This is a genomic window from Paraburkholderia sp. J12 (assembly GCF_905220215.1).
In the GTDB taxonomy this organism is placed as follows: Bacteria; Pseudomonadota; Gammaproteobacteria; order Burkholderiales; family Burkholderiaceae; genus Paraburkholderia.
Genome location: NZ_CAJMZC010000004.1, coordinates 95448 through 109625 on the forward strand (window position 1 = coordinate 95448; position 14178 = coordinate 109625).

A 14178-nucleotide genomic window follows, 5' to 3' on the forward strand; every position below is an offset into this window, starting at 1 on the left:
ACAGACGCACCGGACGCCGCGCTGGAGCGTCAGCCGCTTGCTCAGGCGTTGCGTTTCTTCGTGCTGGCGCCGCCACTGCGCGGGCCGGCGCCGGCGACGGCCGTGGCAGCCTCGAGCGCTCCGCGCCGGGTGAGGCGGTCGGCCAGCACTTCGAGGAAAACGGCGAGATCGGTTTCGCCGTACCGCAGCACGAAGCCCTCGACGACTTCGGCGATGGCACTGGCGCGGCTCTGCTCCGAAAGCGTACTCGCGATATGCGAGCCGCCGCGCGCCAGCTCGAGGCTGTACTGCTCTTCGCACCATCCCGTGCCGGCGGCGCGCCGGCTCTTTCTTGCCTGGTCCATGGTTTCTCACTGGCCGGCCATACCGGTGCGGGCGCCCCTGTTTCCTTTCGCCCGCACCGGATCACCGCCCCCGCGCCCGTAGAAGATTGCGTGTTCGCGCGGCCGCCGGACTCTTCGCTGACGGTGCCTCGTTCTGCGGCCGCGGCGATCCTTTTTCCCATGCTTTCTGGATTGTCGGACCATTTGACCCGCTGGCCGCAGGGGCGGCAATACCTGGAATCAGGTAATCCACCGGCAAAAGGCCGCGCGGCCTGCGCAATTGTGCGAAGCTAGCGCCATCGCCCGGCTCCCTGGACACATGACTCAAGCGCTGCCCGACCCGCCCGAATCCGTACTGCCCGGCCCGCTGCTGATCGTCGAAGACGAAGCGCTGACGCAGCGGCGCCTGTGCGCCATCCTCACCGGGCTCGGCTACCAGGCCGAAGCCATGCAGTTCGCCGGCAACCTCGCCGAGGCGCGCAGCCTGCTCGCCGAGCAGCCGTTCGCCATGGTGCTCGCCGATGTCGGCTTGCCGGACGGCAACGGCATCGACCTGATCCGCGAGCTTTCCCGGAGGGATCCGGCGCTGCCGATTCTGGTAATCTCGGCCTGGAGTACGGAGCAGATCATCGTCACGGCACTGCAGGCCGGGGCGACGGGGTATCTCCTCAAGGAACGCGACGATATCGAAATCGCCTTGTCGATTCGCAGCGCGCTGCGTGGCGGCGCGCCGATCGATCCGTTCGTGGCGAGGCGCATTCTCGATCTCGCCGGAGCGGGTCAGGCGGCGAGGACCGGCGGCGGGGCGCCGGCCGCGCCGCTCGCTTCGTCGCTCAGTCCGCGGGAGATCGAGATTCTCGGGCTGGTGGGGAAGGGGCTGACCAACCGCGAGATATCGGAGGTGCTGTCCTTGTCGAGGCTAACGGTCGAATGCCACATCAAGAACATCTACAAGAAGCTGGCCGTGAACTCGCGCACGCAAGCCGTTTTCGAGGCGCGCACGCATGGCTGGTTGCCCTGATCTGCTGCTTCTGCGGCCTGTATGCGCAGGCAGTTTTTTCAGGCACAGCCCCCGCTTCATCGACGTCCTCCCGCGTTTCCTTTAATCCCGCGTTCACCCCCGTTTTTTCCCGCATCGAAGCCGCACGCAGCGACTGGAGCGCCCAGGCGCCGCCGGTTGCCGGCTGGGTGCCGGTGCGGCTGCCCGATAGCTGGGCCACGCGCTGGCCGGACTTCGACGGCGTGGTCTGGTATCGCCTCGTGTGGCAGGCGCCGGCGAACGCGCCGCCGCTGGCTGTCGCGATCGATTATCTGAACATGGCGGGCGCCGTCTATTTGAACGGCACGCTGCTCGAGCGCGACGCCTCGCTGGTGGAGCCGCTCACGCGCGCCTGGAACACGCCGCGCTACCGACTGCTGCCGGCGCCGCTCGTCCATCCAGGCGAAAACACGCTGCTCGTGCGGGTCTCGGGGCTGGCGCGCTATCAGCCGGGTCTAGGCGGCGTGGTGGCGGGCGAGCCCGCCGCGCTCGCCGCTTCCCACGCGAGCGCGCGTCTCGTGCGGCTCGATTTGCAGATGTTCAGCCTCGCCGTTTCGGCCACGCTCGGCTGCTTTTTCTTCGCGCTCTGGTTCATGCGCCGCGACGAGGCGGCCTACGGCTGGTTCGGCCTGATGACGCTCGCATGGTGCTGGGTGGCGCTCAACCAGGTGGTGACCACACCCTGGCCGTTCGCGGACACGGACGGCTGGGAACGCGCGAATTCGATCGCGCTGATCGTCTATAGCGCGGCCTACACGATGTTCATCCTGCGCTACGCCGAGCGCCGTCTGCCGCGTTACGAACCGATGCTGTGGGCCGCGGTGCTCGTGGGCGCGCTCGTCATGCTCGCGGTGCCGGTGCGGCTCATCGCCGAGACGCGCAACGTCCTCACGATCGCGCAGGCCTGCAACTTCTTCGTGACCTCGGGCGCGTTCGTGTGGTTTGCCGCGCGGCGCGGGCGGACCGACCAGCGCATCGTGGCCGTGAGCGTGGCGGTTTTCTTCGCGGCGGGTGTGCACGATCTGCTCACGTTCGTCGGCGTGCTCGACGACAACTTCTACTACGGGGCACTGACCGCTCAGTTGCAGATGATCGCGATGGCGCTGATGCTCGCATGGCGTTTCGTCGTCACGCTGCGCCGCGTGGAGCGCTTCAACGACGACCTCAATCTCGGCATCGCGGCCGCACGCGCGGAGCTCGGACAGACGCTCACACGCCAGCACGAACTGGAAGTGGCGAACGCGCGGCTCGCGGAGCGCGTGCGGCTCGCGCACGATCTGCACGACGGCCTGGGCGGCACGATCGTGAGCGCCATTGCGGAGCACGAATACGCGCCCGGCACGCTGCCGGAAGGGCGCGCGCTCGCGATTCTCAAGGAGTTGCGCGACGACCTGCGCATCATCATCGATGCGGCTTCGAGCCAGGAGCTCGGCGAATATGCGCTGGCGGGGCAGTTCGGATCGCTGCGGCACCGGCTCATGCGGCTCTTCGAGCGCCAGCGTGTGGCCTGCCACTGGACGCTCGACGGTATCGAAGGCTTGCGTCTACCCGGTGCGCGCGGCCTCGACTTGCTGCGTATCGTGCAGGAGGCGCTCACGAATGTGCTCAAGCATAGTCAGGCATCCCAGGCAAGCGTGGAGCTGCGCCGCCATGGCGACACGCTCTGGCTCGCCGTAACGGACAACGGCATCGGCTTCGATTCCGCCGAACCCTCGCATGGCGGCGCAGGCATGCGCAGCATGCGGGCGCGCGCGGCGCGGCTGGGCGGCGTGCTCGTGGTGGAATCGACGCCGGGCGCGACGCGCATCCTGCTCGACATGCCGCTCGCACCCGGTGCGTCGGCGCCGGCGGCCGGCGTGGTTTGATCTCGCGCATCTGCGCCGCGCACATTCGGCGCGTCCGCTGGGGCTGCGCGCTACCATGCTGCCCACGCCGCGCGGCAGGCCGCCGGTAACGTACGCGAAAGAGACGTGAGAACAGGGACGGGCGATGCAAACCCACAGGGCGAAAAAGATCGGGTGGTGGATGGCGGCGTTAGCCGTCATGGTGGGCGCTTCGGCGCTCTTCGGCTGGCGTGCGGATGCCGCGCGCACGCTGAGCGTATCGCCCCAGGGGACGGTCGCGCAGGTGCGCGAGGTGGTGATCAAGTTCGACGAGCCGATGGTGGCCTTCGGCGCCGCGGATGCAGCGGCTCCCGCACACGTCACGTGCACCGGCACTGCCGCAGGCGCGAGTCAGAGCCAGGGTCAGAGCCAATGGGTCGACGAGAAGACCTGGAAGTGGAATTTCAAGGATACGCTGCCTCCCGACATGCGGTGCACCATCGCGCTCAACGACGCGCTGAAGTCGGTGGCGGGCAACGCGGTGACGGGCGCGCGGCGCTATGCGTTTTCGACCGGCGGCCCGTTCCCCGTGGACCGCGCGCCCTACGCCGGCGAGATCGAAGAGAACCAGGTGTTCGTCCTCACGCTCAACGGTCCGGCCACCGACGCATCGGTGCACGAGCACGTCTGGTGCGAGTCGGAGGGGCTCGGCAACCGCATCCCGGTGCGCAACGTCGATGCCGCCACGCGCGCGACGCTCCTCAAGCACTTCCAGCTCCAGAAAGACAGTGCGCGCGTGCTCACGATCGCGTGCCAGCAGACGCTGCCTTCGAGCGCGAAAATGCAGCTGGTCTATGGCAAGGGCGTGATGGGTCCGAACGGCACGCCGAACGATGCCGAGACCCGGTTCGACTATACGGTGCGCGAGCCGTTCACGGCGAAGGTGAGCTGCCAGCGCGAGAACGCGAAGGCGCCGTGCTCGCCGCTTCTGCCGCTGCGCGTAGAGCTGAGCGCGGACGTCGCGCGCACCGACGCCCAGCGCTTCCGGATTCGCGGCCCCAACGGCGAGATCGCGCCGTCCGCGGAGAAGGACGACATAGGCGATACCACGGACAACGAAGTGAGGACGATCGAATTCGCCGCGCCGCTGCCCGACCACGCGATGCTCACGGTGCTCGCGCCCGCGGGGCTCAAGGATTCGAGCGGCCGGCCGCTCGCGAACGCCGATCTGTTCCCGTTGCAGATGGCCACGGCGCCCATGCCGCCGCTCGCGAAGTTCTCGTCGTCCACTTTCGGCATCATCGAACGCTACGCCGAACCGGGCATGCCGCCGATCGTGCCGGTCACGCTGCGCAACGTCGAAGCCGATCTGCACATCCGGGGGCTCAACGCGGGCGAGGCGCGCTTCTCGAAGCTCTCCCTGGATTCGGATACGGACATGCGGCGCTGGATGCGCCTGGTGGAGCAGTTCGACACCTATGGCATGAGCGAATCGTCCATCGAAAAGCAGATGCCGGGGTTGCTCGCACGCTCGAAATCGCCGGTTGTCGTGCAGCCGGTGGCGAGTGACAGCGATGGCGGCGACGCAAACTCCGATGCGGATGCGAACACGGACAACAGCCGGAAAGAACGCATGATCGACGTGCGTTCGCTCTCGCTGCTCGCCGGCCAGCCGGGCGTACAGACTCTTGCCTTGCCCAAGGCCGATCCGAAGGCGCTGCGGCCATTCGAAGTGGTGGGCATACCGGTGCAGAAGCCGGGTTTCTATGTGATCGAACTGGCATCGCCTTCGCTCGGTGCTTCGCTGCTTGGCAAGTCGGTGCCGATGTACGTGCGCACGGCGGTGCTCATCACCAACCTGGGCGTGCATTTCAAGCAGGGCCGCGAAAACAGCCTGGTGTGGGTGACGACGCTCGACAAGGGCGAGCCGGTGCCGGGCGCCGACGTGCGCGTTTCAGACTGCAACGGCGAACAGGTGGCCGTGGGCAAGACCGACGCGCATGGCCTGATGACCATCGACGGTCCGCTCGCGAGTCGGCATCCATGCGGCGAAAACAGCTATAGCGGGTTCTTCGTTTCGGCGCGCATCGACGATCCGAAGACCGGCCCCGACATGGCGTTCGTGCAGTCGGACTGGAACCGCGGGATCGAAGCGTGGCGCTTCGACGTGCCGACCGATACAAGCGTCACGCCCACCGTGATCGCGCATACCGTGTTCGACCGGCCGCTCTTCCGTGCGGGGGAGACGGTGTCGATGAAGCACTTCATCCGTGCGCAAAACATGCATGGCCTGTCGTTTCCCGACTCGTATCCGAGGCGCGTGACGATCCGCCATACGGGGAGCGGGCAGACCTACCATCTGCCGCTCACCTGGTCCGCCGATCACACGGCTGTCTCCACGTTCAGGATTCCTGCGGAAGCCAAGCTGGGCGAATACGACGTTTCGCTCGATGACGGCGACCCGGGTGCACAGAGCGACGATAGCGGTGACAACAGCGACGACACCGTCCACATGAACTACGACAGCGGCAGCTTCCGCGTGGAAGCGTTCCGCGTGCCGGTGTTCACGGGCACCGTTGCCGTGCGCAACGAAAAGACCTCGCCGCTCGTGGCGGCGAAGGAAGCGCCGGTTTCTGTACAGATCGGCTACGTCTCGGGCGGCGCGGCGTCGAACCTGCCCGTGCAGGTTTCGGCGCTCGTAAAGGACTACACGCCCGCCTTCACGGACGATTTCGGCGACTTCAGCTTCACGCCCTACGTGCCCGAAAGCACGAACGCCAAGACCGGCGACGGCGAAGCGGACAACGAAGACGGCACGCCTCAAGACGCCGCCGAAACGGCGAAGCTCGTGGCCGACAAGGAGCCGCTCACGCTCGACCGCAATGGCGCGGGCTCGCTCGTGCTGAAGAACCTGCCCGACGTGACGGCGCCCAAACGTCTCGCGCTCGAAACGACCTTCGCGGACCCCAACGGCGAGGTGCAGACGATAGGCGGCAGCGCCACGCTGTGGCCCGCTGCCGTCGTGGGGGGCATCAAGTCGGGGCGCTGGGTATCGGTGGGCGACACGGTGCCGGTCACGGCATTGGCGCTCGACCTTCAGGGCAAGCCGCGCGCGGGCGTGAAGCTCGAAGTGCGCGGCGTGTTCCGTACCACCATCACGTCGCGCAAGCGCATGGTGGGTGGCTTCTATGCCTACGACAACCACACGCAAACGCACGATCTGGGCGTGCTGTGCAGCGGCAGGAGCGACGACCACGGGCTCCTCACCTGCGAAGCGAAGCTCGGCGAGGCGGGCAATATCGATCTCATCGCCACGGCGACGGACGGCGACGGCCACGCCTCCACTGCGACGACCTCGGTTTGGGTCACGCGCGAAGACGAACTTTGGTTCGGCAGCGACAACACCGACCGCATCGACGTGCTGCCCGAAAAGACCCACTACGAACCGGGTGAAACCGCGCGCTTCCAGGTGCGCATGCCGTTCCGCTTCGCTACGGCGCTCGTGGCCGTGGAGCGCGAGGGCACCATCGAAACGCACGTCGTGCATCTGGACGGGCGCGATCCCACCGTCGAGCTCAAGGTGAGCGACCAGTGGGGGCCGAACGTGTATGTGTCCGTGCTCGCATTGCGCGGGCGCATTCACGAGGTGCCGTGGTATTCGTTCTTTACCTGGGGCTGGAAGGCGCCGCTCGAATGGGCGCGGGCGTTCTGGTACGAGGGGCGCCAGTACGAACCGCCCACGCCGCTCGTCGATCTCTCGAAGCCCGCCTACCGCTACGGGCTCGCGCAGATTCGCGTGGGCACCGCCGCGCACCGGCTCGACGTGACGGTGACGCCCGACGCGAAGCGCTATGCCGTGCGCGGCAAGGCACACGTGGCGCTGCGCGTGCAGTTGCCCAATGGCCAGCCGGTGCCGGCCGGCACGCAGGTCGCCGTGGCGGCAGTGGACGAAGCGCTGCTCGAACTGATGCAGAACGACAGCTGGAATCTGCTCGATGCGATGCTCCAGCAACGTGCCTATGGCGTGGAAACCTCGACGGCGCAGATGGAGATCGTGGGCCGCCGCCACTTCGGCCGCAAGGCGGTGCCCGCGGGCGGCGGCGGTGGACATGCCGCCACGCGCGAGCTCTTCGACACCTTGCTGTACTGGAACCCGAACGTGACGCTCGACGCGAAGGGCGAAGCCCAGGTGGACGTGCCGCTGAACGATTCGCTCACGCGCTTCAGGATCGTCGCGGTGGCGGCGAGCGGCGCGCAGCGCTTCGGTACGGGTAGCGCGACGATCGAAAGTACTCAGGACCTCCAACTGATTTCCGGTCTGCCGCCGCTCGTGCGCGAAGGCGACGCGTTCCGCGCGCAGTTCACGCTGCGCAACACCACCTCGCGTGCGATGAAGGTGGTGGTCACGCCGAACGTGCCGCCGCTCGCGCTGGCACCGCAGACCGTGGATCTCGCGCCCGATTCGTCGCGCGAGATCGCGTGGACGGCCACGGTGCCCGACGGCCTGGCCGATGCCGACCTTCCCGCGCTGGTCTGGAACGTGAGCGCGGCGGAGCAGGGCGGCGCGCACGCGAGCGACGCGGTGAAGCTCACGCAGCGCGTGAGCGCAGCGGTGCCGGTGACGGTCCAGCAGGCCACGCTCGCCCAGCTGGACGGCACGCTCTCGGTGCCGGTGGCGCCGCCCGCGAACGCAAGCGCTACGAAGGACGGCCGCGTGCGCGGCGGCATTGCGGTGTCGCTGCAGCCGAAGCTTGCCGATGGCCTGCCGGGTGTGACGCGCTGGCTCGAACGCTATCCGTACGGCTGTCTCGAACAGCAGACCTCGGTGGCGCTGGGCCTGCGCGACTCGGCGCGCTGGCAGGCGGTGCTCGCGCGTATGCCGGTCTATCTGGATAGCGACGGCCTTGCCAATTACTTCCCGCCTTCCGACGACAGTCCGAGCCGCGGCAGCCCCACGCTCACCGCTTATCTGCTCGCCGTGACGGACGAAGCCTCGAAGCTCGATGCGCACTTCGCACTGAGCGACGCGCTGCGCACGAAGATGGAGGACGGCCTCACGCGCTTCGTCGAAGGTCGCCTCCAGCGCAACACCTGGGCGCCGCGCCGCGACCTCGACCTGCGCAAGCTCGCGGCCATCGACGCGCTCTCGCGCTACGGCGCCGCGAACGCGCGGCTCTTCGGCTCGATCGAGATCGCGCCGAACCAGTGGCCCACTTCGGCGGTGATCGACTATTACGCGAGCCTCACGCGCATGCGCGACGTGCCCGATCGCGACGCGAAGCTCGCCCAGCTCGAACAGATCCTGCGCGCGCGCCTCAGCTACCAGGGCACGCAGCTCACGTTCTCGACGGCAGACGGCGACAACCTCTGGTGGCTCATGACGAACACCCAGGTGAATGCGGCACGGCTCGCGCTCACGTTCGTCGATAACCCCGCATGGAAGGACGAGATGCCGCGCCTCGTGGCAGGCCTCCTCGCCATGCAGAACAACGGCGCGTGGGACACGACGACAGCCAACGCGTATGGTGCGATTGCCGTCGAGCGCTTCTCGCAGGCCTTTGAACGCGAAGGCGTGACGGGTGCGACGAAGATCGCGCTGGGCGACACGCAGCGCTCCGTTTCGTGGAGCGCTGCGCCCGCGGGTGCCGCTTCCGGCGCGACCGCGGCCACGCGTTCGGTTGCGGTGCGCGGCGTGCTGCTCGGCTGGCCGGCGCAGCACCAGGGCGGAACGCTCGCGCTCACGCAGGAGGGGACCGGCAAGCCGTGGGCGACCGTGGAAAGTCTCGCCGCCGTGCCGCTGCAAGCGCCGTTCGCCGCGGGGTATCGCATCACGAAGACGGTGACGCCGGTCGAGCCGGCCGTGAAGGGCGTCTATACGCGCGGCGACGTGCTGCGGGTTCACCTCGACATCGATGCGCAAAGCGACATGACGTGGGTGGTCGTCAACGATCCCGTGCCGGCGGGCGCGACGATCCTGGGCTCCGGGCTCGGACGCGATTCGGCAGTGGCGACGCAAGGCGAGAAGCACGGTGAGGACGAACCGTGGCCCGCTTTCATCGAACGCGGCTTCGATGGCTATCGCGCGTATTACGATTATCTGCCGAAGGGGAAGGTGTCGATCGAGTACACGGTGCGGCTCAACAACGTGGGCACGTTCGGCCTGCCGCCCACGCGCGTGGAGGCGCTCTACGCGCCCGCGATCTTCGGTGCCGTGCCCAACGCGCCGGTGGTCGTGAAGCCGGCGCCGTGAGCGGAGCGGTCATGCAAGCGCGCGTGAGAGTCTGGGCCGCCGTCGCTATCGTGGCGTGGGCCGCACTGTTGCCCGTTACGGCGTCTGCGCTGCCGGCCTACGACGAGGTCCGCGCGCAATGGCGCAGTTCCGACTGGGTTCTGCTCGCGCGTGACGGCACGCCGCTGCAGCGCACTCGCATCGAGCATGCGGCGCGGCGCGGCGACTGGGTCGCGCTCGACGATGTTTCGCCTGCGCTGCGTGCGGCGATCGTCGTTTCGGAGGACAAACGATTTTACGAGCATAGCGGCGTGGATTGGCGCGGCGCTGCTGCCGCCGCGTGGGCGAACCTGTGGAATACGCGCACACGCGGTGCATCGACGGTGACGATGCAACTGGCGGGCCTGCTCGACGACGATCCGAAGCGCTCGGGCCAGCGCTCGTTCGGCCAGAAGGCGGTGCAGGCCGTGGATGCGCTGCGGCTCGAACGTAGCTGGCGCAAGGACCAGATACTCGAAGCTTATTTGAATCTCGTACCGTTTCGCGGCGAGACCGTGGGCCTCGCCGCGATCTCGCAGACGCTCTTCGGCAAGGCGCCCTCCGGCCTCGACGACCGCGAGGCCGCCGTGACCGCCGCGTTGATTCGCGCGCCGAACGCGCCCTGGCAGAAGGTGGCCGCGCGCGCCTGCCGCATCCTGCGCGATCTGAACGACGCGGGCGACTGTACGAACCTCGACGGCTTCGTGCAGATGGCCTTCGCGCGGCCGGCATCGGCGGGGGAGCATGCCGGCTTCGACGGCGCCGACGCGTTGGCGCCGCACTTCGCACGCCAGATCGCGGGCGCGGCGCATCCTGTTGCGGGCCAGCGCGTGCGCTCGACGCTGGATGCGAATCTGCAGCGCTTCGTGCGCGATACGCTCACCCGCACGTTGATCGAACTGAACCAGCCCGCGCATCCGCGCAACGTGAGGGACGGCGCGGCCATCGTGCTGGATAACGCGACGGGCGAAGTGCTGGCGTGGGTGGGGTCTTCGGGCGGCCTTTCGGGCGCGCGCGAAGTGGATGCGGCGCTTTCGCTGCGTCAGCCGGGCTCCACGCTCAAACCGTTTCTTTACGCCGAGGCGATCGACGAAAAGCGCGTGACGACGGCTTCGCTGCTGGACGACGCACCGCTCGATCTTGCCACGGGCGGCGGCCTCTACATGCCGCAGAACTACGACAAGGGTTTCAAGGGCTGGGTGAGCGTGCGCACGGCGCTGGGTTCGTCGCTGAACGTGCCGGCCGTGCGCACGCTCGTGATGGTCACGCCGCACCGCTTCGCGAAGACGCTCAAGACGCTCGGCCTGCCGCTCACCGAAACCGGCGACTACTACGGCTACAGCCTCGCGCTCGGCAGCGCGGACGTGACGCTCGTTTCGCTCACGAACGCGTATCGCGCGCTCGCCAACGGCGGGGTGGCGAGTCCGATCGTCGAACTGCCGGCGGGCGCGTCGCCTGCTTCGTCTTCGGCGACGCAGCCCGGCACGCGCGTTTTCAGCCGCGACGCGTCGTTCATCGTCACGGACGTGCTCGCCGACAACAACGCGCGCACGCGCACCTTCGGCTTCGACAGCCCGCTCGCCACGCGCATGTTTTCGGCGGTGAAAACCGGCACGAGCAAGGACATGCGCGACAACTGGACGGTGGGCTACACCTCGCGTTATACGGTGGGCGTGTGGGTGGGCAATGCGGACGGCTCGCCGATGTGGGACGTCTCCGGCGTGAGCGGGGCGGCGCCGGTGTGGGCCGCGATCGTCGGTTATCTGCATCGCCGTACGCCGAGCGTGGCGCCCGCACCGCCGCCTGGCGTCGAACGCGTGCGCGTGACGTTTGCCGATGCGGTGGAGCCCGCGCGCAACGAGTGGTTCCTGGCGGGCACGGCCACGCCGGTTGTCGGCCTCGCCGCCAATGCCTCCGATCTTGCGCGCGGCCCGGCCCAGATCGGCAGCCCGGTGGACGGCACCATCTTCGCGGTCGATCCCGACATTCCGCCCGCGCAGCAGCGCGTGTGGTTTGAGCGCGCCACGGGATCGACCACGCGCGTTATGTGGCGGCTCGACGGCAAGCCGCTCGGAGCGGCAGCACGTGTGGCGTGGCTGCCGTGGCCGGGTAAGCACGTGCTCGAACTTGTCGATGCGCGCGGCCAGGTCACGGACTCCGTGCGGTTCGAAGTGCGCGGGGCGATGGCGAAGGCGGGGGTGCCGGCAAGCGCCCGCATGCCGCCGGTCGCCGGGGCCACGCGTTAGAGTCGATTACTTCGCGGTGGCGGTCGCGTTCGTGTTGCCGTTGCCCTGTGGCTCGGCAGCCTCTTGCTTCCAGCCGCCGCCCAGCGCGAGGAACAGCTTCACCTGATCGACCGCCACCTGCCCTTCGGCCGCTGCCACCTGGGCGTGCACGTTCGTGAGCGTGCGCGTGGCGTCGAGATCGGAGAGGAACGATTCGCGTCCCGCTGCGTACAGGCGATGCGTTTCGTCGGCCGATTGCTGCGCGGAAACGTAGGCCGCGCGCAGTGCCTCGGTGCGCTGGTCGTCCGCCGCGTAGGTCGCGAGGCTCGTCTGCGTTTCGCGCAGCGCGTTGAGCACCACGCCGTCGAAGTGGGCGAGCGCGCCGCTCGTTGCGGCCTGGGCCTCCTGCACGCGCGCGCGCTGGCCATTGACCGGGAAAGTCCAGTTGATCAGTGGTCCGAACGACCAGCTATTCGTTGCCGGCGTGAACAGATCGCCCGTTACCCCGACCGAACCCACGCCCGCGCCGAAGCTGATCGACGGATAGAGCTCCGCCGTCGCCACGCCGATGCGCGCCGTGGCGGCCGCGAGTTGCCGCTCGGCTTCGCGCACGTCGGGGCGGCGCTTGAGCAGGGCGGCGCCGTCGCCGACCGGGATCGGCTGACTGAGCTTCGGCAACTGCGCGCACGAGAGCGCTGCGGGCGGCAGGTCGGACGGCGAGCGGGCCAGCAGCATGGCGAGCTGGTACTGCGCGATGCGGCGCTGGCCTTCGAAGCGCGGGATATCGGCCGCCACCGTTGCGGCCTGGGTCTGGCCGCTCGTCACGTCCGGCTGGTTGCCGCGGCCTGCGTCGCGCAGCCGTTTCGTGAGCGCGAGGCGCTCCTGTTGCAGCTTCAGCGATTCCCTCGCGACCGCGAGTTCTTCGGCGGCCGAGCACGATTGCACGTAGGCCTGCACCACGTCCGCAACGACGGTGATGCGCGCGAGGTCGGTGGCGGCGAGCACGGCTTCGTCGTCGGCGTTCGCCGCTTCGACGCCGCGCCGCAGCTTGCCGAACAGGTCGATCTCATACGAAACGTTCAGGCCGAGGTCGCCCAGCGTGGCGACAGGTATCTTTTCGAATAGCAGATACTGCTCGCCCGATACCTGCGCGCGCTGGAAGCCGGCGCTCGCGCCGCCCGAGAAGCCGCCCTGTTCTTTCGCCACCTCGACGGCTGCGCGCGAGCGCGCGAGATTGGCGGCCGCCACGCGCAGGCTCGTATTCGACTTCAGCGCTTGTTCGACGAGATCGTTCAGCACGGGGTCGTCGTAGAGGCGCCACCAGTCGTCGGGGACATCGGCTTGCGTGACAGGCGCGCCCTGGGTGCCCGCAATCGGTCCCTGCGCGAGCGGTGCGTTCACGAGTGCGTTGCCCGGCAGCTTGTAGTTCGGCCCGACGTTCATGCATGCGCCGAGCGCCAGCGCCATGGGCGCCAGCGCGAAGGCACGCCACAGGCTGCGGCGCTTCATTGCGAGGCTCCTGCCGCGCTGGCGGGGGCGGCGTTGCCAGTCGTCGCGGGCTGCGAAGCCACCGCGCCGCTTGCAGCGCCGGCACCCGCGGCGGCCGGCTTTTTCTTGTCCTTCTTGTCGTCTTCGGGCGTATGCACGGCAACGGTCGCCGTGCGGCCCGCGATCATGCGGAAATCGTCGGGCACTTCGTCAAGCGCCACGCGCACCGGAATGCGCTGGGCGAGCCGCACCCAGCTGAAGGCCGGGTTCACGTTGGGCAGCAGGTTCGGGCTCGGCGTGAGGTCGCGGTCCTCGATCGCGGCGACAATGCTCTTCACGTGGCCGCGCAGCGCGTGCGGTTCGCCCATCACCATGATGTCCACGGGCTCGCCGATATGGATGCCGGAGAGCTTGGTTTCCTCGAAGTAACCGTCCACGCGGAACGAATGCATATCGACCACGGAGAGCACGGCGCGCCCGGCCGAAACGTATTCGCCCACGCGCGGCGCGCGGTCGTTCAGGTAGCCGTCCACGGGGCTCACGATGGTCGTGCGCTGCAGGTTCAGGCGCGCGGTATCCACCTGGACCTGGGCGTCGGCGACCGAGGCTTCGTCCTGATCCACGCGCGTGCGGCTTTCTTCGAGCGTTTCGCTCGCCACGAGGTTGCCGAGCGCGAGATTGCGCGCGTACTCGCGTTTGGCCTGGGCCAGCGTCGCCTGACGCTGTTCGAGCGTGGCCTGCGCGAGGCGCAGCGCGAGCGTATAGCGCGCCTGGTCGATCACGAACAACACCTGGCCCTGCTTGACCTGCTGGCTGTCCACCACTTCCACGCCGGTGATGAGGCCGCCCACGTCGGGCGCGACCTGGATCACGTCGGCGCGCACATGGCCGTCGCGCGTCCACGGCGCGAACATGTAGTAGTTGACGATGCGCCACAGCACGAGCGCGGCGACCACGACGACGATGAGCGTCAGCAGGATCTGTCCTGCGGAGAACCAGGTTTTTTTCACGT

7 protein-coding genes are annotated in these 14178 nt (G+C 68.3%); 4 read left to right on the forward strand and 3 right to left on the reverse strand.

Annotated elements, in window-relative coordinates:
- Nucleotides 1–41: 41 nt before the first annotated feature.
- A complete protein-coding gene (locus U5760_RS11560) occupies nucleotides 42–344 on the reverse strand; it encodes a hypothetical protein (RefSeq protein WP_322011862.1) in 303 nt (100 codons plus the stop codon).
- 298 nt (nucleotides 345–642) lie between these two features.
- Here U5760_RS11560 and U5760_RS11565 point away from each other — a divergent pair, with 298 nt between their 5' ends.
- The 4 genes from U5760_RS11565 (at nucleotide 643) to pbpC (ending at nucleotide 11699) form a co-directional block, all read left to right on the forward strand.
- Nucleotides 643–1344, forward strand: a complete 702-nt coding sequence (locus U5760_RS11565) for a response regulator transcription factor (protein WP_322011864.1) — start codon at nucleotides 643–645, stop codon at nucleotides 1342–1344.
- A gap of 173 nt (nucleotides 1345–1517) precedes the next feature.
- Nucleotides 1518–3227: a 7TM diverse intracellular signaling domain-containing protein gene (locus U5760_RS11570; RefSeq protein ID WP_322011865.1), complete on the forward strand. Its 1710-nt coding sequence runs from the start codon at nucleotides 1518–1520 to the stop codon at nucleotides 3225–3227.
- 124 nt (nucleotides 3228–3351) lie between these two features.
- Entirely contained in the window at nucleotides 3352–9435 is a 6084-nt protein-coding gene (locus U5760_RS11575) for an alpha-2-macroglobulin family protein (protein ID WP_322011866.1), read from the forward strand.
- Nucleotides 9436–9446: 11 nt separating this feature from the next.
- The gene (pbpC, locus tag U5760_RS11580; protein WP_322011869.1) at nucleotides 9447–11699 is read left to right on the forward strand and encodes a penicillin-binding protein 1C; all 2253 of its coding nucleotides are present in this window, start codon (nucleotides 9447–9449) and stop codon (nucleotides 11697–11699) included.
- 6 nt (nucleotides 11700–11705) lie between these two features.
- Here pbpC and U5760_RS11585 read toward each other — a convergent pair whose 3' ends face one another.
- Together U5760_RS11585 and U5760_RS11590 are read right to left on the reverse strand one after the other, a co-directional pair.
- Nucleotides 11706–13187, reverse strand: coding sequence for an efflux transporter outer membrane subunit (locus tag U5760_RS11585; RefSeq protein WP_322011870.1), 1482 nt, complete (start codon nucleotides 13185–13187; stop codon nucleotides 11706–11708).
- Complete coding sequence (locus U5760_RS11590) at nucleotides 13184–14176, reverse strand: HlyD family secretion protein (protein WP_322011871.1); 993 nt, start codon at nucleotides 14174–14176, stop codon at nucleotides 13184–13186. The genes U5760_RS11585 and U5760_RS11590 overlap by 4 nt, the downstream gene beginning before the upstream one ends.
- Nucleotides 14177–14178: the final 2 nt, after the last annotated feature.